General features: G+C 64.6%; 19 protein-coding genes. 9 read left to right on the top strand and 10 right to left on the bottom strand.

From position 1 onward, the window contains the following. Nucleotides 1–24 precede the first annotated feature (24 nt). Complete coding sequence (locus AAG813_RS09655; RefSeq protein ID WP_341914305.1) at nucleotides 25–1,014, top strand: MBL fold metallo-hydrolase; 990 nt, start codon at nucleotides 25–27, stop codon at nucleotides 1,012–1,014. 168 nt (nucleotides 1,015–1,182) lie between these two features. Here AAG813_RS09655 and AAG813_RS09650 read toward each other — a convergent pair whose 3' ends face one another. Next, the gene (locus AAG813_RS09650; protein WP_341914303.1) at nucleotides 1,183–1,596 is read right to left on the bottom strand and encodes a BLUF domain-containing protein; all 414 of its coding nucleotides are present in this window, start codon (nucleotides 1,594–1,596) and stop codon (nucleotides 1,183–1,185) included. 60 nt (nucleotides 1,597–1,656) lie between these two features. Then, entirely contained in the window at nucleotides 1,657–2,061 is a 405-nt protein-coding gene (locus tag AAG813_RS09645; RefSeq protein WP_341914302.1) for a BLUF domain-containing protein, read from the bottom strand. Between the two features lie 78 nt (nucleotides 2,062–2,139). Here AAG813_RS09645 and AAG813_RS09640 point away from each other — a divergent pair, with 78 nt between their 5' ends. Together AAG813_RS09640 and AAG813_RS09635 are read left to right on the top strand one after the other, a co-directional pair. Then, on the top strand, nucleotides 2,140–2,901 hold the full coding sequence (locus AAG813_RS09640) for a Crp/Fnr family transcriptional regulator (protein WP_341914300.1): 762 nt from the start codon (nucleotides 2,140–2,142) through the stop codon (nucleotides 2,899–2,901). Between the two features lie 135 nt (nucleotides 2,902–3,036). Continuing rightward, nucleotides 3,037–3,210, top strand: a complete 174-nt coding sequence (locus tag AAG813_RS09635; protein WP_341914298.1) for a hypothetical protein — start codon at nucleotides 3,037–3,039, stop codon at nucleotides 3,208–3,210. A gap of 77 nt (nucleotides 3,211–3,287) precedes the next feature. Here AAG813_RS09635 and AAG813_RS09630 read toward each other — a convergent pair whose 3' ends face one another. Further along, nucleotides 3,288–4,124: a DUF6279 family lipoprotein gene (locus tag AAG813_RS09630; RefSeq protein ID WP_341914296.1), complete on the bottom strand. Its 837-nt coding sequence runs from the start codon at nucleotides 4,122–4,124 to the stop codon at nucleotides 3,288–3,290. A gap of 79 nt (nucleotides 4,125–4,203) precedes the next feature. On the opposite strand from AAG813_RS09630, the gene glmU reads away from it, so the two are divergent. Next, complete coding sequence (gene glmU / locus AAG813_RS09625; RefSeq protein ID WP_341914294.1) at nucleotides 4,204–5,607, top strand: bifunctional UDP-N-acetylglucosamine diphosphorylase/glucosamine-1-phosphate N-acetyltransferase GlmU; 1,404 nt, start codon at nucleotides 4,204–4,206, stop codon at nucleotides 5,605–5,607. A gap of 92 nt (nucleotides 5,608–5,699) precedes the next feature. On the opposite strand, the gene AAG813_RS09620 is transcribed toward glmU, so the two are convergent. Next, nucleotides 5,700–6,182: an Lrp/AsnC family transcriptional regulator gene (locus AAG813_RS09620; RefSeq protein ID WP_341914291.1), complete on the bottom strand. Its 483-nt coding sequence runs from the start codon at nucleotides 6,180–6,182 to the stop codon at nucleotides 5,700–5,702. A 145-nt stretch (nucleotides 6,183–6,327) separates the two neighbouring features. Between AAG813_RS09620 and glmS the strand changes: the two genes are divergently transcribed. Further along, complete coding sequence (gene glmS, locus AAG813_RS09615; protein ID WP_341914290.1) at nucleotides 6,328–8,175, top strand: glutamine--fructose-6-phosphate transaminase (isomerizing); 1,848 nt, start codon at nucleotides 6,328–6,330, stop codon at nucleotides 8,173–8,175. Nucleotides 8,176–8,337: 162 nt separating this feature from the next. Here the strand turns inward: glmS and AAG813_RS09610 are convergent, their stop codons facing one another. Then, nucleotides 8,338–8,505: a hypothetical protein gene (locus AAG813_RS09610; protein ID WP_300540895.1), complete on the bottom strand. Its 168-nt coding sequence runs from the start codon at nucleotides 8,503–8,505 to the stop codon at nucleotides 8,338–8,340. 171 nt (nucleotides 8,506–8,676) lie between these two features. Between AAG813_RS09610 and AAG813_RS09605 the strand changes: the two genes are divergently transcribed. Then, a complete protein-coding gene (locus AAG813_RS09605; protein WP_341914287.1) occupies nucleotides 8,677–9,144 on the top strand; it encodes a glycine zipper family protein in 468 nt (155 codons plus the stop codon). A 59-nt stretch (nucleotides 9,145–9,203) separates the two neighbouring features. Next, nucleotides 9,204–9,734: an MOSC domain-containing protein gene (locus AAG813_RS09600; RefSeq protein ID WP_341914386.1), complete on the top strand. Its 531-nt coding sequence runs from the start codon at nucleotides 9,204–9,206 to the stop codon at nucleotides 9,732–9,734. 5 nt (nucleotides 9,735–9,739) lie between these two features. Here AAG813_RS09600 and AAG813_RS09595 read toward each other — a convergent pair whose 3' ends face one another. Together AAG813_RS09595 and AAG813_RS09590 are read right to left on the bottom strand one after the other, a co-directional pair. Then, nucleotides 9,740–10,144 (bottom strand): PaaI family thioesterase, encoded by a 405-nt coding sequence (locus AAG813_RS09595; RefSeq protein ID WP_341914285.1) that lies wholly within the window; start codon nucleotides 10,142–10,144, stop codon nucleotides 9,740–9,742. Then, nucleotides 10,144–11,346, bottom strand: a complete 1,203-nt coding sequence (locus tag AAG813_RS09590) for a threonine ammonia-lyase (RefSeq protein ID WP_341914283.1) — start codon at nucleotides 11,344–11,346, stop codon at nucleotides 10,144–10,146. The genes AAG813_RS09595 and AAG813_RS09590 overlap by 1 nt, the downstream gene beginning before the upstream one ends. Nucleotides 11,347–11,518: 172 nt before the next feature. Here AAG813_RS09590 and AAG813_RS09585 point away from each other — a divergent pair, with 172 nt between their 5' ends. After that, a complete protein-coding gene (locus AAG813_RS09585; protein ID WP_341914281.1) occupies nucleotides 11,519–13,879 on the top strand; it encodes an AAA family ATPase in 2,361 nt (786 codons plus the stop codon). 77 nt (nucleotides 13,880–13,956) lie between these two features. Here AAG813_RS09585 and AAG813_RS09580 read toward each other — a convergent pair whose 3' ends face one another. The 3 genes from AAG813_RS09580 to AAG813_RS09570 all read right to left on the bottom strand — a co-directional run bounded on the left by AAG813_RS09580 (nucleotide 13,957) and on the right by AAG813_RS09570 (nucleotide 18,186). Then, nucleotides 13,957–15,714, bottom strand: a complete 1,758-nt coding sequence (locus AAG813_RS09580) for a 7TM diverse intracellular signaling domain-containing protein (protein ID WP_341914279.1) — start codon at nucleotides 15,712–15,714, stop codon at nucleotides 13,957–13,959. A 103-nt stretch (nucleotides 15,715–15,817) separates the two neighbouring features. After that, entirely contained in the window at nucleotides 15,818–17,710 is a 1,893-nt protein-coding gene (recQ, locus tag AAG813_RS09575) for a DNA helicase RecQ (RefSeq protein WP_341914277.1), read from the bottom strand. A gap of 83 nt (nucleotides 17,711–17,793) precedes the next feature. Then, nucleotides 17,794–18,186, bottom strand: coding sequence for a rhodanese-like domain-containing protein (locus AAG813_RS09570; RefSeq protein ID WP_341914275.1), 393 nt, complete (start codon nucleotides 18,184–18,186; stop codon nucleotides 17,794–17,796). Nucleotides 18,187–18,480: 294 nt separating this feature from the next. Between AAG813_RS09570 and AAG813_RS09565 the strand changes: the two genes are divergently transcribed. Beyond that, the gene (locus AAG813_RS09565) at nucleotides 18,481–19,527 is read left to right on the top strand and encodes a homocysteine S-methyltransferase family protein (protein WP_341914273.1); all 1,047 of its coding nucleotides are present in this window, start codon (nucleotides 18,481–18,483) and stop codon (nucleotides 19,525–19,527) included. Nucleotides 19,528–19,642 lie beyond the last annotated feature (115 nt).

Raw genomic sequence — 19,642 nt, 5'->3', positions numbered from 1 at the left:
CCCTTCCTCAACGGAGACTTTCCCATGTCCAAAGCCTTTGCTTCGCAGTCCGACCTCACGGACAAAAAAATCACCTTCGAACAGCTCAGCGCGCATTGCTGGGCCTACACCGCCGAGGGTGACCCCAACTCCGGCGTGATCATCGGCGACAAGTTCATCATGGTCAGCGATGCGACGGCCACCCCTGCCATGGCGCAGGACCTGATTGCGCGCATCCGCGCCATCAGCGACAAGCCGATCAAGTACGTGCTGCTGACGCATTACCACGCAGTGCGGGTGCTGGGCGCCAGCGCCTACATCGCCGAAGGCGCAACAGAAGTCATCGCCAGCCAGGGCACCTACGAGCTGATCGTCGAGCGCGGCGCCCAGGACATGCAAAGCGAGATGGAGCGTTTCCCGCGCCTGTTCCGCAATGCCGAGAGCGTGCCCGGCCTGACATGGCCGACGATGGTGATTTCCGGCGGCAACCCGGTCAAGGGCGAAGTCCCCGGCAAACTGGTGATCGACCTCGGCGGCGTGCGGGTACAGATCTGGCACCCGGGCCCGGGCCACACGCGCGGCGACACGATCGCCTGGGTGGAAGAGGAACAAGTGCTGTTCTCCGGCGACCTGGTCGAGTACAACGCCGGCGTCTACACCGGTGATGCCCAGCTCGAAGAGTGGCCCGCCACGCTGGAAGCGCTGCGCGCGCTCCAGGCCCAAGCCATCGTGCCCGGCCGCGGCGAGGCGATGAAAGGGGCGGCCGAGGTCAACAAGGCCATTGACTACACCAAGCAGTGGGTCGAAACCCTGTTTCGCTGCGGCAAGGAAGCTGCCGCCGCCAAGATGGACCTGAAGGCGGCGATGGATCACACCCGCAAGAGCATGGACCCGATCTTTGGCCAGGTCTTCATTTACGAACACTGCCTGCCGTTCGACGTGAGCCGGGCATATGACGAAGCCAGCGGGATCAAGAATCCGCGCATCTGGACGGCCGAGCGTGACAAGGAAATGTGGGCCGCACTGCAAGCCTGACCCTGGTTCCCGGCGGCGCGCGGATTAACCTCACAGTTTTTCGCTTCGATCCCCGCAATCGGGACCCCTCGCAGGTCGAAAAACTGTTCGCCACGCATCTGGACGGTCGAACGCGACAAAGAGATGTGGGCCGCACTGCTAGCCTGATTCACACCCCAGGCGGAAGTCTCAGGCGTCCAGGTCCAGGCTTGACAGCATGGCCAGGAAGGCGGTGATGGCGTCCTGGCCGGTCAGTGCTTCCAGCCGGCCCAGGGCGTCGTCATCGTCCAGCGTGGTGTAACCCATGCTGAAGCGCCGGAACCTGCGCGCGGCCAGCGGCCCCTGGTGCACGACCCGCAGGTTGATATGACGCGTGTCCTGCCGGATGCGCTCAAGTTGCGCCAGAACGTTTTTCTGGCTGCCTTCCATCTGTTCGCAAAAACGCATGCCGTCAAAGATCAGCAGGCCGGTGATGCCCATCCACGGGTTGTGCAGGCGGGCTTTTCCGACGATGTCCGCCACCACGCTGGTGGGTGCGTCGGGGGCAAGGGTGCTGACGTAGATGACTTCGTGCAGCTCGGCGGGGTGATCGGTATGAGGCATGGCTGCATGCAATATAGCGGTCTGCCGTGACTGCGGCAATGTGCCCGGCCGCCTGCGGTGTCAGCCGTCCAGATCCAGTGTCGATACCAGCGCCAGAAACTGGGCCAGCGCCGCTTCGGCGCCGACGTCGCGCAGCCGGACCAGCACATCCACGTCCTCGACGGCGGTGTAAGCGAGGCCAAAATGCCTGAAGCGGCGCTGTGCGAGCGGGCCGTGGTACAGGATGTCGACATCGACATGCCGCGGATCCTGGCGGATGCGTTCGGTCAATGCCAGCACCGCCTTGCGGGGGCCCTCGATCTGCTGGCAGAACTGCATGCCGTCAAACACCAGCAGACCGGTGATGCCAGCGGCTTGGTTGGCCTTGCGTGACTTCGATGCGATGTCGGAAATGACCTTCAGAGGCGCGCCGGGGGCGAGAGTGCTGAGGTACAGCACTTCATGTAATTCGGATACTTTGTTCATGGATGGCGTGTAATGTAGCCAGCGGCCCCGGGCGCCACAATGTCAAAAGACACTGGGTTTCGGTATTAAAATTTTCCGGTGAACCTCATCCCCCTGTCCGGCGCCAGCCCCTGTCCCCGCCGCTGTGCCGATTGCAGGCTGCGCGCCACCCAGGCCTTCAAGCCGGTGTCGCCGCAGGAGCTGGCTTTCATCGAATCGTTCCGAAGCGGTTCGGCCCTGGCCCCGGCCGGCAGTGCCATCATTTCGGAGCAGAACCCCAACGGCAAGCTGTTCACCCTGTATGCCGGCTGGGCCTTTCGCTACAAGACCCTGAGCGACGGGCGGCGGCAGATTCTCAACTTCCTGCTGCCCGGCGACTTCATCGGGCTGCAGCAGGAGTTTGCCGACGGGGCCTCGCATGGTGTGGAGGCGCTGACGGATGCCGCCCTGTGCGTGTTTCCCAGAGACGGTTTGTGGGACCTGTTTCGGCAGTTTCCCAGTCTGGGTTATGACGTGACCTGGCTGGCGGCGCGCGAGGAGGGCATGGTCGATGAAAATCTGTTGACGACGGGCCGGCGCAATGCCACGGAGCGGGTGGCGATGCTGCTGATCCATCTCTACCGGCGGGCCGAGCAGTTGGGGCTGGTGCAGGACAAGGCCATGGCTTTCCCCATCAACCAGCAGCACATCGCCGATGCGCTGGGCCTCTCACTGGTGCACACCAACAAGACCCTGAGGCGCCTGCAGCAACTGGGGCTGCATGAACTCAAGGGCGGGCAGTTGTCCCTGCTCAACCCCAAGGCCCTGCACCGGATTGCCGATTATTACGACCTGCCGATGCGCAAAGTGCCGATGCTGTGAGGCCTGTAGGACAGGTCTGACGGCAAGCGGCAAGGCGTGATGACAGGGATGGCCTGCCGACCTTTTTAGGCTAGGCCTTGAGGTGTCTTCGATGTGTTGTTCTGACACATGGATTGCCCGCCTCGGGAGTTTTTCTTGGACAGCAAAAGCATTTCCCCACCGCGCCGCCTGCAGCAACAACCGCAGCATCCCTCGAACCGGCAGCAGCAGCAAAGCAGCGGCTCCGGCGAGTTCCAGCCACGCCGCCTCAGGCAGGCGGGAGAATCTTCTTCTGCGTTCGTGGCCGGCACCCATCCCCCGCAACTGTGACGGCCGGTGTGCCCTTTGCCGCTGCCGGCCCTGCCATCGAGGACTCCCCATCAAAAGCGAGGCAGCGGCCCTGGCGATCAGCGCCGGGCGACCAGAATGCCGAAGTCCTGTGCGTAGCCCTGCAGGGTTTGCACCGCCCTGGCGCGTTGCGCCGCCGTGGTGCTGTTGTGCAGGGCGGCAAAGGTTTTGCAGCTGTCACGCGTCAGCCGCTCCTGGTAGCTGCGGTAGGCAGGATCGGGCGAATTGACGGCGCGCTCGATGTAGGCCTGCATGATCGGTCTGGCTTGCTCGGAGTTGGCGCGGCTGGCGATCAGCGGCCCCAGGCTCTGCAGGGCATCCCGCTGGCGGCGTTGGTATTCAGCCAGCGAAAGCCGCGCGTCAAACACCGACTGCGTGATCCGGCTGCGCAGCACGGCCAGTTGTTTGTCATCCAGCGCACCGTACAGCATCTCGGCGCGGCTGACCGCTTTCTTCAGGCGCCGGTTGACCAGGTCGTCGGGGCTGCCCTCGAGAAAGTCGTCGCGGTACTCCGCGTTGAGCTTCAAGAATTTCCGCTTCAGGGCGTCCAGCTGCTCCGGCCCCAGCGTACCCACCACGCTACCCATGGCGGGCACGGCGCGGTCCGAAATGGCTTGCAGCCGGGTTTTCACCTCCTCGAAGATGCTGCAGGCCCGAGCCTCGTCAATCTCGGCGGGCAACCAGGCCTTCCATTTCTCCAGGGTTTCGACATACGCCGGCAGCTGTGTCTGCCGGTGCCACTGATGCAGGCGGGCCAGTTCGTCCCGGATCAGCGGCTTTTGCGTGTCGTCGAATTCGAAGTAGCTGTTGAGCTGCCAGTACGCCAGCTCGCTCGCCTGGTTGTAGGCCAGTTTCACCGCACTGCAGGCCAGCAGTGTCCCGCTCAGCAGCAGCACACCGATAATCCGGGTAGTGCGTTTCAGTTCCGGCCTGGCCGGACGCCACCTCCGAGATCCCCAATTCACAGGAAACTTCATGGCCATTTCAGTTCCAGTTGATGTCGTCATCATGGCCGCGGGCAAGGGCACGCGGATGAAAAGCGCGTTGCCCAAAGTGTTACACCGTTTGGGCGGGCGTGCATTGCTTCAGCATGTAGTTGACTGCGTGGTGCAGTTGTTGCCGCGCCAGGCGGTGGTGGTGACCGGTCACGGCGCTGCGCAGGTGGAGGCGGGGGTCTCGTCCGGCGATGCCCTGGTCCTGCGCTTCGTGCGCCAGGAACCGCAACTGGGCACCGGCCACGCGGTGCAGCAAGCCGTTCCCTGCCTGCCTGACGACGGCGTCACCCTGATTCTCAACGGCGATGTGCCGCTGATCGAGGCGGCCACCTTGCGTGGCCTGCTGGCCGACTGCGGCGGCACGCGCCTGGCCCTGTTGACGGTGAAAATGCCCGACCCTTCCGGTTATGGACGCATCATCCGCCACGGCGACGCGGTGCAAAGCATTGTGGAACACAAGGACGCTACTGCCCAGCAGCGCGAGATCCGGGAGATCTACACCGGCGTGATGGCCGTGCCGAACGCGCGCCTGAAAAACTGGCTGTCGCGCTTGTCCAATGACAACAGCCAAGGCGAGTACTACCTGACCGACATCGTCAAGCTGGCAGTGCAGGAGGGCGCCGAGGTGGTGGCCACCTGCATTGCCGACAAGGTGCAGGTCGACGGCGTCAACAGCCCGGTGCAGTTGGCCGAGCTGGAGCGCGCGTTCCAGCTGCGCCAGGCCACGGCGCTGATGGAGCAGGGCGTGCGCATCAGCGACCCGTCGCGTTTTGACGTGCGCGGCACGCTGACGTGCGGGCGGGACGTGGAAGTCGATGTCAACTGTGTATTTGAAGGCCGGGTGACCCTCGGTGACGATGTGCGCATAGGCGCCAACTGCTGCATTGCCAACGCCACGATTGCCGCCGGCGCGGTGATCCACCCCTTCACACACATCGACGGTGAAAAGCTCGGCGTGCGGGTTGGCGAAGGCGCGCTGATTGGCCCGTTTGCCCGCCTGCGTCCCGGCGCGCAGCTGGGCGCCGAGGTGCACATCGGCAATTTCGTTGAAGTGAAAAACTCCACGCTGGCCAAAGGCGCCAAGGCTAACCACCTGGCCTACCTCGGTGACGCCACGGTGGGCGAACGCGTCAACTACGGCGCCGGCAGCATCACGGCCAACTACGACGGCGCCAACAAACACCGTACCGTGATCGAAGCCGACGTGCACATCGGCAGCAACTGCGTGCTGGTGGCCCCCGTCACGATAGGCGCAGGCGGCACCGTGGGCGGCGGCTCGACAATCACCAAGGACACGCCGCCCGGCGCCCTGAGCGTGGCGCGCGGCAAGCAGGTCAACATTGCGAACTGGCAGCGGCCGGTCAAAAACAAGCCTGGCGCCTAGCAGCCTGTCGGGCTTGGGGGACTTGGCTGTGGCCGTGCGCTTGCCGGGTCATGTGATTGTGCTATTTAATTCATGGCTGATAGCGCACGTCCCTACTGGGATAGAAGCAGTTTTGGCTCAAACTTCGAGCGCTTCACGCTGAAAAATGCCTTCACATTGCGCACATTGGCGTCGCTGGTGAACAGCCGCTGCGCGAGCGCCAGGTAAGCCGGCATGTCGCGCACATGCACCACCAGGATGAAGTCCGGGCCCGGCGAGACGCGATAACACTGCTGCACGGCGCCGTCGGGCAGCACCCGGGCTTCAAACGCTTCCTGCTGCTCGCTGCCTTGCCGGTCCAGCGTGATTTCGACCAGCGCTGTCAGGCCGTGGCCCAGGGTGGCGGCCAGCTTGTCGGCGTGGAGGATGGCGATCTCGCGCTCGATCAGGCCGGCGTCACGCAGCCGCTTGATACGCCGCAGGCAGGTGGGCGGTGAGATATGCGCCCGTGCTGCCAAGGCCTGGTTGCTCTGCGAGGCATCGTCCTGCAAGGCTTCAAGCAGTTTGACGTCAATCGTGTCGAGGGAAATATCCATATTTATTCCACATTTCAATTGAAAAAGAAATATTATTCCAGAATTTCATTTTCGTGGAATTAAATTCCATTAAAACTGAAATTTAGATTGATATAGAAAACAGGAAAGGCCTAGCATCCGCCTATTGTTTTTTCAGGAGCGGTTTATGTGCGGCATTGTGGCGTCGGTTTCGACAAGAAATATTGTTCCCATCCTCGTGCAGGGCCTGCAACGGCTGGAGTACCGCGGGTATGACTCCTGCGGGGTCGCCGTTTATGCCGGTGGGCTGAAGCGCACACGCAGCACGTCCCGTGTGGCCGAGCTGATGGAACAGGTCAACGCGGAGCAGCTCGAAAGTGGCACCGGCATTGCCCACACCCGCTGGGCCACGCATGGCGCGCCCGCAGTGCACAACGCTCACCCCCATTTCAGCCATGGCACCGGAGCGGCCGAGCACAAGCCCGGCAGGGTGGCGGTGGTGCACAACGGCATCATCGAAAACCACGACGAGCTGCGTGCCGCCCTGCAGGCCAAGGGGTATGTGTTTGCCAGCCAGACCGACACCGAAGTGATCGTGCACCTGATGGACAGCCTCTACGACGGTGACCTGTTCGAGGCCTTGCAGGCCACCACCGCCCGCCTGCATGGCGCCTATGCGATTGCCGCGTTCTGCAAGGACGAGCCGCACCGTGTGGTGGGCGCGCGTTCGGGCTCGCCGCTGATCCTGGGGGTCGGCAAGGACGGCAGCGAAACCTTTCTGGCCAGCGACGCAATGGCTCTGGCCGGTGTGACGGACCAGATCCTCTACCTGGAGGAAGGCGACATGGTCGACATCCAGCTGGGCAAATACTGGGTCATTGACCGTGACCACAAGGCCGTCCAGCGCGAGGTCAAGACTGTGCAGGCGCACAGCGGCGCGGCCGAGCTCGGCCCTTACCGCCACTACATGCAGAAGGAAATCTTCGAGCAGCCGCGCGCCATTGCCGACACGCTCGAAGGCGTCGAGGGCATCGTTCCCGAACTCTTCGGCGACGACGCTTACCGCGTGTTCAAGGACATCGACTCCGTGCTCATCCTGGCCTGCGGCACCAGCTACTACAGCGGCTGCGCCGCCAAGTACTGGCTGGAATCCATCGCCCGGATTCCGACGCAGGTGGAAGTGGCCAGCGAATACCGCTACCGCTCCTCGGTCCCCAACCCCAGGACGCTGGTGGTCACCATCACGCAAAGCGGCGAAACCGCCGACACACTGGCCGCGTTGCGCCACGCGCAATCACTGGGCATGACGCAAACGCTGACCATCTGCAACGTGTCCACCAGCGCCATGGTGCGTGAGTGCAAGCTGGCCTACATCACGCGCGCCGGCGTCGAGATCGGTGTGGCATCGACGAAAGCCTTTACGACCCAGCTGGCGGGCCTGTTCCTGCTCACGCTGGCGCTGGCGCAAAGCAAAGGCCGGCTGAGTGAGCAGGAGGAAGAGGGCCACCTCAAGGCCATGCGCCACTTGCCGGCCGCCCTGCAAGCCGTGCTCGCGCTGGAGCCGCAGGTCATCAGCTGGGCGGAAGATTTTGCCAAGATGGAAAACGCGCTGTTTTTGGGGCGCGGCCTGCATTACCCGATTGCGCTCGAAGGCGCGCTCAAGCTCAAGGAAATCAGCTACATCCACGCCGAGGCCTACCCGGCCGGTGAGCTCAAACACGGCCCGCTGGCCTTGGTGACCAGCGCCATGCCGGTGGTCACCGTGGCGCCCAACGACACCCTGGTTGAAAAACTCAAGAGCAACATGCAGGAAGTACGCGCCCGCGGCGGCGTGCTGTACGTGCTGGCCGACGCCGACACAAAAATAGAAAGTGGTGAAGGTGTTCACGTCATTCGCATGCCCGAGCATTACGGCGTCCTGAGTCCGCTGCTGCACGTGGTGCCGCTGCAGCTGCTGGCGTATCACACGGCCGTGGCGCGCGGTACGGATGTGGACAAGCCAAGAAACCTGGCGAAATCCGTCACCGTAGAGTGACGGATTTGCGGCGACATGAAATGCTGTGTAGCAACGTTCAAGCGGCCATGATCTTGGAGTTGACCAGAGTTTCCCTAGGCTACGCGAGCCGTGGCAGGCGGATTTCAATCAGGCGAGCGAAAACGTCAACCGCCTCACGCGGTTTGAAAAGTCGCGCCGGGCTCAAGCCATGTATATGGCGATAAAGGCCAGCAGGAACATCAGGACGGCGCCAGCGACGGGCAGCACGATGGGCATCAGCGGCACAATGGCTTCTACCGCGTCCTGTTCCTGGGCGGGCGTGGGGCTGCTGTGGGCGGCGTTGGTAGAGCGATCGGCGGGGCTTGACATGGTGGTTCCTGCAAACGGAGGGAAATAGGTTGCTGATTTTACCTTTTCGGCCCGCATGGCCACAAGCCGCACGCATGGTCGCGCTGCGTCTGCACGAACGGAAGGGCGATCGCCCGTCAGCCGGTGGCCTGCCGCGGGCGTTGTTGCAATTCAATTCCGGAGTCAAAAAGCATGCATCATGATTGGACCCGTTGGGGCGGCGGCTGTGTTCTGGCGCTGGTGCTGGGTGTCTTGCCGGGCTGCGCCAGCACCGGCTCGGCCAGCCCGTCCGCGCGGCCTGTCCTGTATCCCAACGCGACGCTGCATCGTGTGGGTGACGCGCAGGGCCGTGCCGAGGCCGATGCCTGCATGGCCCGGGCTGCAGCTGCAGGGTTGACGCCTGCCGAGAACACGAACGCGGTGGCGCGGGGGGCCGGGGTCGGCGCGGCCACTGGCGGCGTGGCCGCTGCTGTCGGCGCCTTGATCACCGGCCGCGGCACGGAAGGGGTGATCCGCGCCGGAGCAGGCGGCGCCGCGGTTGGCGGTTCGGCCGGTGCGGTTCAGGGCGCTTTCCGCAACGACCGGCCCAGCAGTACCTACCGCACGTATGTGCAGCGCTGTCTGGCCGACAAAGGTTTCGATGTGATTGGCTGGAACTGAACTTGGCCCCCTCGCTCCAGTTGCTATCCGTGCAACTTGCCGCCGCCCGGCGCGTCAGCATGGGCGGGCGCCAAGTGCTCACTGCCATGGGCAAGCAGGCCGTGGCTGGACCGGTGCCTGTGTTGCCTCTGGGCCTGTTCGGTGACGAGCAGGCCGATCTCTCGATACACGGCGGGCTCGAAAAAGCCGTGTATGCCTACCCCGCAGAACATTACTTGTTCTGGCAGGCTGCGCGCAGCGAACAGGGCCTGGACCAGATTGACGACAGCCTGCCCTTTGGCAGCCTGGGGGAAAACCTCACGCTGCAGGGGCTGCTGGAAAGCGAGGTGTGGGCCGGAGACGTGCTGAGCTTCCCGCACTGCGAACTGCAGGTGCGCATTCCGCGCGAGCCCTGCTACAAATTCAATGCCGCCATGGGGTTTGCGCGGGCTTCCAGGCTGATGGCGCAAAGCGGCTTTTGCGGTTTTTACCTGTCGGTTCTCACGCCCGGCACCCTGAGCGCGGGGGAAGGCTTCGAACTTGTGCCGGGCCGGCGCAGTGTGAGCATTCCCCAGCTGTTTGCCGCCAAAATGGGCAAACACCTGCGCTAGAAGACCTAGAGCAAGGCATAGGTCGTCGTGGCGCGGCAAACACTTTTGCCGTCGTCTGCGCCGCGGATGTCGATCTCCCCAAAGGCCAGCGACTTGCCGGCGCGTATCACGCGCGCCTCGACCAAGGCGTCCTGGTTCGACAGCGGTTTGAGAAAACTGCTGTTCATCTGGACGGTGGTGCAGGGTCTGAATGCACCAAAATGGTTGATCAGCGCGAGCACCATGGCCGTGTCGGCGGCGGCCATCATGGCCTGGCCGCAGAGCATGCCGCCGACCCGCGAGAGCTGCGGGTTCTGCGGCAGGCGCAAGGTCACCCCCTGGCTGTCCGACGAGGCGACTTGCAGGCCCAGGGCCTGTACCCAGGGTGCAAAATAGTCGGGCAGGGCGGCTTGCAGGGTTTCGAGGTTCATCATTGTTGCTCCGCGGCCTCAAAGCCGGCGGTTTGCAGCACCTCCAGCACTTGCGCAATGTGCGCGCGCCCGCGCGTCTGGATCACCAGTTCGATATCGACGTTCTGCGCAGCCAGCATGGTGAACGCCCGCTGGTGATGCACCTCGTCGATGTTGGCACCGGCATCGGCGACCGTGGCGGTGATTCTGGCCAGCGAGCCGGGCACGTCGCGCGCACTCACGCGGATGCGCGCCAGCCGGCCGGCGCGCACCATGCCGCGCTCGATGATGGCCGCCAGCAGCAGCGGATCGATGTTGCCTCCGCACAGCACCAGGCCGACCTTTTTTCCCTTGAAACGCTCGGGGTACTTCAGCAGCGCCGCCAGGCCGGCCGCGCCCGCGCCTTCGACCAGGGTTTTTTCGATTTCGAGCAGCATGACGATGGCCTGCTCGATGTCGCCTTCATCCACCAGAACGAGGTCGTCCACCAGGTGCGCAATGATGGCTTGCGGGATCACGCCGGGCGTGCCGACGGCGATGCCCTCGGCAATCGTGCTGCTGCCCTGCGGGTAGTGGGTGCCCTTGATCGCATTGACCATCGCCGGGAAGCGCGAGGTCTGCACGCCGATGATTTCGATGCCCGGCCGCATTGCCTTGGCGGCCGTTGCCATGCCGGCAATCAGGCCGCCGCCGCCGACGGCCACGATCAGCGTGTCCAGGTCGGGGACGGCGTGCAGCATCTCCAGGCCCACCGTACCCTGGCCGGCAATGATGGCTTCATCGTCATAGGGGTGGATGAACACCAGGCCTTCACGTTCGGCCAAGGCCAGGGCGTGGCTGCGGGCCTCCTCGAGCGTGTCGCCATGCAGCACGACATCGGCGCCAAAGCCGCGCGTGCGTTCTATCTTGACGCCGGGCGTGAAACGCGGCATCACGATCACCGCGCGCAGGCCCAGGCGCTGCGCATGGTAGGCCACGCCCTGGGCGTGGTTACCCGCGCTCATGGCCACCACGCCGCGGCGGCCGTCTTCGGCCGATAGCTGCACCAGCTTGTTGCAGGCGCCGCGCTCCTTGAAGGAGGCGGTGTACTGCAGGTTCTCGAACTTCAGGAAAACGTCCGCGCCGGTGATTTGCGACAGGGTTTTGGACGCCACGCAGGGGGTATCAAGCAACTGGCCCTGCAGGCGAAGCGCCGCAGCCTCAATATCGGTCAAAGCAAGCATGGGAAAAGTCTCCGGGAGAAGTGCCGATTGTGGCGCGGTTTTGTGGCGCAATTCACACGCGGGTATTCAATTAGCGTCTTCCATCGGGCATGAAGCTGCGTTATGGTTAGGCATAAATCATCGGGGTGGATGTGTAACTGCTGTGGCCTTTTTTCAGGCCGGAGGTGTTTCAATGAGCAAGCGTTCGGGTAGTGCTGACAGGCATGGTCCGCTGCTGCTTTCTCCCGGCCTGAAAGAGGCGCCGGTGCTGGACCTGATGTGTTCGCATTTTGTGCTGACGCTGGCGGCCCGGCAGGGCGCCAAGTTCAATGTGCGGCGCGACCTGAACAGCCTTTTGTCGCTGTCGGGCCGGCACCTGGTGTGGCCCTTGCCCGCGCTGCAGCGCCTGCGTGAATTCCTGGGCCGCCGCTGCAAGGGCAATGAATTCTGGCAGGGCCACGAGGCCCTGGGCGACGCCGACTTCATGAGCCGCCATGGCGCCTGGCGCGGGCCTTATGAGGAGGGCACGCTGTTTTTCTACCTCGACGAATACGCCAAGGACCAGCCCAAGGACCTGCTGTCGGTGCTGTCGGCCACCGGCGACTGGCTGACCCAGGCGCTGAAAAAGCAGTCCACGCTCGTCGAGAAAAACATCGACGCCCTGGCCAATCTGCTGCAGCTGAACCAGGCCGAACGCGCCCTGCTGCTGTACGGCACCCTGGCGCGTTACCAGCGCGACCTGCGCTCCATGCTGGTGGAGTTCAAGGTCAGCAACGCGCCGGAAGCCTACGCCGCTCTGGCCGAGGTGGCGGGCGTGAAAGCCAACGAAGTGGCCGAGGCCCTGCGCGCCGGCTCGCGGCTGGAGCGCATCGGCATGGTCGAAAACCTGATCTCCGAGCACAACATCACCGACCTGGCCGACCTCATGAAGGTCAGTGAAAAACTGCCGCCGGTGCTGATGCGCGAGTACCGCGACCAGAACGAGCTGATGGCGGTGTTCACCCGGCCGGTGGAGCGCAGCAGCCTCGGGCTGGCTGATTTCTCCTTCGCGCAGGAGGATGTTCAGGTGCTGGTGTCCTTGCTGCGCAATGCCGTGGCCGGCAAGGAGCTGGGGGTCAACGTGCTGCTGTACGGACCGCCAGGCACCGGCAAGACCGAGCTGACCAAGGTGGTCGCACAGGCGGCCGGCCTGGACCTGTTCGAGGTGGAGTATGCCGACCGCGACGGCAACTCGTTGAGCGGGCGCGACCGCTACCGTTCGCTGCAGATCGCGCAGGTTTTCCTCAAGGGCAGTGCTCATGCGGCCCTGCTTTTTGACGAGGTCGAGGATGTATTTCCGCCACTCACCAGTGAGGCAGCGCAGCTGATGGCGCGCTCCGAGCAGCTGACGGCTCCGGCGGCCGCCTCGGTCAACGGCAAGGCCTGGGTCAACCAGATCCTGGAGTCCAACACCGTGCCCACCCTGTGGGTGACCAACCGCATCGAGCAGATCGACCCGGCCTTCCGGCGTCGTTTTGCCTACCACCTGGAACTCAAGTCGCCGCCGCCGGGCGCGCGCGAGATCCTGGTGCGCAAGACGCTCGAAGGCGTGCCGGTCAGCGACGCCCTGGTGGCCAGGCTGACCGGCCGCAAGGGCCTGACACCGGCGCAAATCCGCACGGCGGTGCGTTTTGCCAAGCTGGCAAGCAGCCCGGGCGCGAGCACCGATGCCGCCGGGATGGACGCCATCCTGTCCGGCGGCCACACGGCCCTCATGGAGTCCCTGATCGAGCGCCAGCTCAAAAACGCCGACCAGGCGCTGGGCAACCGGGCGGGCGCCGGTGGGCGGCGCAGCGTGACTACCTACGACCTGTCCATGCTCCATGTGGAGTCGCGCTTCGACGTGCCGCGCATCGTCGAGGCCCTCAAGGCGCGCGGCCACGGCACCTTGTGTTTTTATGGTGCGCCGGGTACCGGCAAGACGGCCCTGGCCGAACACATGGCCCAGGCGCTGGACCGCCCGCTGATCATCAAGCAGGCCAGCGACCTGATGAGCAAGTACGTGGGCGAGACCGAGCAGAACATGGCCGCGATGTTTGCAGAGGCCGAGCAGGAGAAAGCCGTGCTGCTGCTCGATGAAGCCGACAGCTTCCTGCAGGACAGGCGCGGCGCGCAGCGCACCTACGAGGTCACCGAGGTCAACGAAATGCTGCAGGGCATGGAGCGCTTCAGCGGCATTTTTGTCTGCACGACCAACCTGCTCGAGAGCCTGGACCAGGCGGCGCTGCGGCGTTTCACCTTCAAGATCAAGTTCATGCCACTGACACCGCTGCAGCGCGAGCAGATGTTCGTCACGGAAGCGCTGGCCGGCGACGCAGCGGCGCTGACCGCTGCCCTGCGCGAACGACTGGCCCGCCTGAGCCAGCTCTGCCCCGGTGACTTTGCCGCCGTCAAGCGCCAGACCGACATTTTGTCGGTCGAATTCACGGCGGACGAGTTTTTAAGCCAGCTCGAAGCCGAGCACCGCATCAAGCCCGATGTGCGTGACGCCCGCGGCATGGGGTTCATGCAGTAAGCGGCGCATGCTACGAAACAGGTAGCGATCTCCGCAGTGTCGGCGAGGTCTGGCGGCTGATTTCGCCGTCAGTCCAGTCACAGATGGGTCAGGCGAATCGCCTTGCGCGAGCCGTCGTTCATGTCCTTGACCGCCTGCACCATGCGCTCGAAGCAGGCCTGGGCCTGATTCGGGCCCAGCCGTGCCGACTCGGCCACATAACCGATGGCGATATGGAACTGCAAGGGGTCAGCCTCGGGCAGCTTTCGGGATGGGCGCAGGCCGCTGGCCAGAATCTTGGTGGCCACCTGGGTGACCGAATCGCTGCTCATGGGCCCTTCCATCAGCAAGGCGAAGACGCTGTCGCCGACCCGCGCCACCGTGTCCGTGGGCTGGGCCCCGGCCCGAATGCAGGCGGCTGCCAGCACCATGGCGCGGTCGCCCGTCTCGCGGCCGTGCTGCTGCTGCAGGCTGGCGAGGTTGCTCAGGTTGACAAGCAGCAGCGCACAGGGCTGCTGGTAACGTTCGGCGGTACGCAGGGCCTGGCTCAGCCTGCCAAGCAGCAGCCTGGCCGTCCCCAGCCCGGTCAAGGGGTCGGTCGTGCGCAAGGCCGTCGCACGCGTTTCGGACTCGCGCCGCTGGGTGACGCGGCGCAACAGGCCGTAAAACAGGATGGGAGCTTCCAGAGCCGAGCCCAGCATCAGCGCATGCTGGGTCATGAAACCGGTCGTCAACACGCCTGCATTGCGCAGTATGGGAAAGAGCGCCGCCAGCAGGATGGGCGAAAACCCGAGAACAATCCAGCGCGCGTGGCGGTCACCCTCAAACAGGGACACCCCCACCACCATCATCAGAACAGCGATGCCGGCGCCGAGAAGGATGTGGATGATGGCGAAACTGTCGATGGTCGGGAAAGCGGCGTCGATCAGCGCGATCGTCGGCAGCAGCCCGATCAGGGCCAGGATAAACCAGTCCAGCGCGCGGGAAAAGCGTTTGGGTTTGGCAATGGTGCGCACAAACAGCAGGGCCGAGGCGGCAGCGCCCAGCCGCAGCAACACGATGGCCACGTTGTTCAGTTCCGGCCACTGCGGCCACCAGAACAGGCCGGCCACCCCGGTCACGGCGGCCTGCGCGCCGGTGATGGTGGCCACATGCAGGGCGTAGGTGGCAAAACCCCAGTCGCGGTAGGCCATGGCGTTGATCAGCGCCAGCAGCGTTGCGAGGGCTGCCAGCCCGAAATAGGCCCCCAGCCACAGGTCCTCCTGCTGGCGGGACGCCGCCAGCTGTTCGTCGCCCAGGATACGCGGCAGCGTGGAAAAGGGGGTACGGGCCTGTTCGATGCGAAGGTAGTAGGGGACGCGCAGCCCGACCTCGTGGCTCAGCGAGAACACCGGGTAGCGGCCCGGCTGCGGCCAGGCGCTCATGGGCAGGCTGTCGCCGGCTTGCTGGACCACCCAGCGACCCAGGCTGTCCCGGTAATACAGGGCCACTTTGTCCACACCGGCCAGGGGAAGCTCCAGCTTCCAGCGCGTCAGCGGGTTCTGGACCACGGCGTTAAAACGCAGCCAGAGCGCCCCGTTATCGATTTCGTACGGCCGGCCGCTCTGGACCGGCGCAAACCCGAGGGTGTGGGCACCGGCTTCGACTTTTTCCACCGATGCCTGGCCGCTCACATCGACCCAGGCCTCCAGGGCCGCCAGCATGTTGGGCGGGCCGCGGCGCTGGTCCAGCGTCAGCAACTCGCCGGCCGCCGCGGTGCCGGCGAGCAGGGCAGATTGCAGGCAGAGCAAGGCCAGCAACCCCCGGGCAAAGGCGGCCAGCACTCCCGCGGCAGTGAACTTTCTCTTGGCACCCACAGGCCGGTATTGTGCCGCAGGGTCTGTAGCAGACCGGGGTTGACATGGACTGCCGGGGCCGCTGGCTTGACGGGCGGCTTGCCGCAGTCGCGGCGCCGGCTGGTCAGGTGTCAGTGGTGCAAACGCGCAATACTTCGCTGCCGTAGGCTTCGAGCTTTTTCACCCCGATGCCGCTGATGCCCTCCAGGTCGGCCGTGTTTTGCGGCGCCCGCTCGGCAATCGCGCGCAACGTCGCGTCGTGAAAGATCACAAACGCCGGCAGGTTGTGTTCGCGCGCCACCTCGGCACGCCAGGCCTTGAGCCGGGCCAGCCGCTCGAGTGCGCCGGCGTTGAGCGAGGCTTCGGCCAGGCCTTTGACGGAGGTCTTGCTGCCTTTCTTGGTGCTGCTCTTGCGGCGGTCGGCCGCACTCCCCAGCGCCTGTTCGCGAAGCATCACGCTGACCTCGCCCTTGAGCACCTGGCGCGCATCGGGCAGCAACTGCAGGGTGTTGAAGGCGTCGGGGTCGACCCGCACCATGCCCTTGGCGATCAGCTGGCGCAACACGCCGCGCCACTGCACCTCGGCCAGATCCGCACCGATGCCGAAGGTGCTGAGCTGGTCGTGGCTGTGCTGCAGCACTTTTTCGGTCGCCTTGCCGCGCAGGATGTCCATCAGGTGGCCGGCGCCGAAGCTGATGCCGCTGGCCTGCTGTACGCGGTAAATGCAGCTGAGCATCTTGCGCGCCGCTTCGGTCGCGTCCCAGACCCTGGGCGGAGCCAGGCAGTTGTCGCAGTTGCCGCAGGGCTGGCTGGCTTCGCCGAAATACCCGAGCAGGCTGACGCGGCGGCAACGCGTGTCTTCGGCCAGCGTCAGGAGGGCGTCGAGCTTGCCGCGCATGACCTGCTTGAACTCTTCACTGGACGCATCGCTGGTGTCTATCATGCGGCGCTGGTTGACCACGTCCTGCAGGCCGTAGGTCATCCAGGCATTGGCCGGCAGGCCGTCGCGGCCGGCGCGGCCGGTTTCCTGGTAATAACCTTCGATGTTTTTCGGCATGTCCAGGTGCGCGACAAACCGCACGTCGGGCTTGTCGATGCCCATGCCGAAGGCAATCGTCGCGACCATCACCATGCCCTCCTCGCGCAGGAAGCGGTCCTGGCGCTGCTGGCGCAGGCTGCTGTCCAGGCCTGCGTGGTAGGCCATGGCCTTCAGGCCGGCGTCTTCCAGCATGCCGGCGACTTCCTCGACCCGCTTGCGCGACTGGCAATACACGATGCCGGCCTCGCCTGCGTGTTCGCTTTCGATGAAACGCAGCAGCTGGTGCGTCGCGTTGGTTTTTTCGACGATGGTGTAGCGGATGTTGGGCCGGTCGAAGCTGCTGACGAATTCGCGCGCGTCCTCGAGCTTGAGCCGCTCGATCATGTCCTGCCGCGTCAGCGCATCGGCGGTCGCCGTCAGCGCGATGCGCGGCACGTCGGGAAAGGTCTCGTGTAGCAGGCTCAGCGAGCGGTACTCGGGCCGGAAATCGTGGCCCCACTGGCTCACGCAATGCGCCTCGTCGATCGCAAACAGGCTCAGCAGGCCGCGCTCGTGCAGCGAACCCAGCAGGCCCTTCATGCGCGGCGTGTTGATGCGTTCCGGCGCGGCGTACAGCAAGGTGAGTTCGTTGCGCAGCAGCTGTTTTTCCAGCGCGCTGCTTTCTTCCTGCGTCTGCGTCGAGTTCAGGAAGGCGGCGGACACGCCGGCTTCGTGCAGCGCGCCGACCTGGTCGTGCATCAGCGCGATCAGCGGCGAGATCACCACCGTCACGCCGTGGCCGGCGTTTTGCCGAACAATGGCCGGGATCTGGTAACACAGCGACTTGCCACCGCCGGTGGGCATCAGCACCAGCGCATCGCCGCCGCGCACCACATGCTCGACGATGGCCTGCTGCGGACCGCGGAAATCCGGATAGCCGAAAACCTGGCCCAGGATGTCCAGCGGGGAAAGAGAGGGCGTGGGTTGCGGCAGGGACAAGGCAGGGGAGGGTAAAGGTGCTATAGAAAAAGGAGCTGTTGGCGCAGTTGTCGCAAGGGCTGGAGCCGGATTTGAATCCGCGGCTACATCTGCTCCCAGGGCAGGCCTTCAAAACGCCAGCCGCTCAGGGTGGAACGCTGGAACTGCTCGTCGAGTTCGCCTTCAAAACCGTGCACCACGTTGATGACCTCGGCAAAACCCGCCGCCTCCAGCGCCTGGCCGGCCGCCAGCGTGCGCTGGCCCGAGCGGCAGATCAGCAACACCGGCTGGTCCTTGCCGCTGGCTTCGGCTTCCACCGCCGCCGCAAACTTTTGCGCGTCAGGGGTCAGGTCGGGGTATTCGTACCAGGGCACGTTGACCACGCCCGGCGGTCGGCCCACATACAGCGACTCGATTTCCATGCGCACGTCGACAAACAAGGCGTCGGGGTGTTGCTGCAGGTAGTCCCAGGCTTCTTTGGGTTGGAGGTGTTTCATGGGTCGGGCTCGGATGTAGGCGCTATTGTCAGGGGAAAATGGAGCCCCCACGCTTTTCACTTCGTGTAATGCGCGAGGCCTTGCAGGCCGCCGCTCGCCAGAGGCTTCGCTTCTGGCACCTGTCCAAACCTGCTCAAGCAGGTTTGGAGCCGCAGGCTCCAGCCCCGCGGGGGCGCTGCGCCTGCGGCCCGGCAAAGCCGGTTCCGCGGCCCCTGCTTGAAGGAGGGGGTCCGTCCCACCTTTCCAATTGACCGTGGGTTTGCCCGTGTATGGCCTGCGCCTTAAAATCGGGCCATGAAGCAAGCCATCTACACCCGCGGAGCCGCGCTCCCTGCCATTCTGGAAAAACGCATCGCCATCCTCGACGGGGCGATGGGCACCATGATCCAGCGCTTCAAGCTGAACGAGGCGCAGTACCGCGGCGAGCGTTTCAAGGACTTTCCCAAGGACGTCAAGGGCAACAACGAGCTGCTGAGCCTGACGCGGCCCGATGTGATCCAGGACATCCATGAAGGCTACCTGGCCGCCGGCGCCGACATGATCGAAACCAACACCTTCGGCGCCACCACGGTGGCCCAGGCCGATTACGACATGGCCGACCTCGCGGTCGAGATGAACTACGAATCGGCGCGCATCGCGCGCGCCGCCTGCGACAAATTTTCCACGCCGGACAAGCCGCGGTTTGTGGTCGGCGCCCTCGGCCCCACCCCCAAAACCGCCAGCATCAGCCCCGATGTCAACGACCCGGGCGCGCGCAACACCAGCTTCGAGGAGCTGCGCAAGGCCTATTACGAACAGACCGAGGCGCTGGTCAAAGGCGGCGCCGATGCGCTGCTGGTCGAGACCATTTTCGACACCCTCAACGCCAAGGCCGCGCTGTTTGCGATTGACGAGTATTTCGAGAATTCCGGCGAACGCCTGCCGCTGATCATCAGCGGCACGGTCACCGATGCCTCCGGCCGCATCCTGAGCGGGCAGACCGTCACCGCCTTCTGGCACAGCATCCGCCACGCGCGGCCGCTGGCCGTGGGCCTGAACTGCGCGCTCGGTGCTGCGCTGATGCGCCCCTACATCCAGGAGCTGGCCCGTGTGGCCGGCGACACCTTCATCAGCTGCTACCCCAATGCCGGCCTGCCGAATCCGATGAGCGACACCGGTTTTGACGAAACCCCTGACGTCACCTCGCGCCTGCTGCGTGAGTTTGCCGAAGAGGGCCTGGTCAACATCGTCGGGGGCTGCTGCGGCACCACGCCGGAGCATATCGGGGCGATTCACCAGGCGGTCGAGCCGCTGGCGCCGCGCGGCATCCAGCGTGACTACTTCTACAAGGAAGCGGCCTGAGACGCTGAACCTGGCCGGGTTTGTCATCCCGGACTTGATCCGGGATCCATGTTTGCTAACTCACGCTTTGAGGTGTGCCAACAAGCCGGGTCTCGCCCCGGCGGGCGAGGCACTT

The organism is Polaromonas sp. YR568, assembly GCF_943371715.1.
Taxonomy (GTDB): domain Bacteria; phylum Pseudomonadota; class Gammaproteobacteria; order Burkholderiales; family Burkholderiaceae_C; genus Polaromonas.
This window is presented reverse-complemented; position numbering and strand designations above follow the sequence as displayed.

What these genes read in the sequence shown, in the direction of transcription:
- AAG813_RS09655 (WP_341914305.1), top strand. Translation starts at nt 25, where the DNA reads ATGTCCAAAGCCTTTGCTTCGCAGTCCGACCTCACGGACAAAAAAATC.
- AAG813_RS09650 (WP_341914303.1), bottom strand. Translation starts at nt 1,596, where the DNA reads ATGCCTCATACCGATCACCCCGCCGAGCTGCACGAAGTCATCTACGTC.
- AAG813_RS09645 (WP_341914302.1), bottom strand. Translation starts at nt 2,061, where the DNA reads ATGAACAAAGTATCCGAATTACATGAAGTGCTGTACCTCAGCACTCTC.
- glmU (WP_341914294.1), top strand. Translation starts at nt 4,204, where the DNA reads ATGGCCATTTCAGTTCCAGTTGATGTCGTCATCATGGCCGCGGGCAAG.
- AAG813_RS09620 (WP_341914291.1), bottom strand. Translation starts at nt 6,182, where the DNA reads ATGGATATTTCCCTCGACACGATTGACGTCAAACTGCTTGAAGCCTTG.
- glmS (WP_341914290.1), top strand. Translation starts at nt 6,328, where the DNA reads ATGTGCGGCATTGTGGCGTCGGTTTCGACAAGAAATATTGTTCCCATC.
- AAG813_RS09610 (WP_300540895.1), bottom strand. Translation starts at nt 8,505, where the DNA reads ATGTCAAGCCCCGCCGATCGCTCTACCAACGCCGCCCACAGCAGCCCC.
- AAG813_RS09605 (WP_341914287.1), top strand. Translation starts at nt 8,677, where the DNA reads ATGCATCATGATTGGACCCGTTGGGGCGGCGGCTGTGTTCTGGCGCTG.
- AAG813_RS09600 (WP_341914386.1), top strand. Translation starts at nt 9,204, where the DNA reads ATGGGCGGGCGCCAAGTGCTCACTGCCATGGGCAAGCAGGCCGTGGCT.
- AAG813_RS09595 (WP_341914285.1), bottom strand. Translation starts at nt 10,144, where the DNA reads ATGAACCTCGAAACCCTGCAAGCCGCCCTGCCCGACTATTTTGCACCC.
- AAG813_RS09590 (WP_341914283.1), bottom strand. Translation starts at nt 11,346, where the DNA reads ATGCTTGCTTTGACCGATATTGAGGCTGCGGCGCTTCGCCTGCAGGGC.
- AAG813_RS09585 (WP_341914281.1), top strand. Translation starts at nt 11,519, where the DNA reads ATGAGCAAGCGTTCGGGTAGTGCTGACAGGCATGGTCCGCTGCTGCTT.
- AAG813_RS09570 (WP_341914275.1), bottom strand. Translation starts at nt 18,186, where the DNA reads ATGAAACACCTCCAACCCAAAGAAGCCTGGGACTACCTGCAGCAACAC.
- AAG813_RS09565 (WP_341914273.1), top strand. Translation starts at nt 18,481, where the DNA reads ATGAAGCAAGCCATCTACACCCGCGGAGCCGCGCTCCCTGCCATTCTG.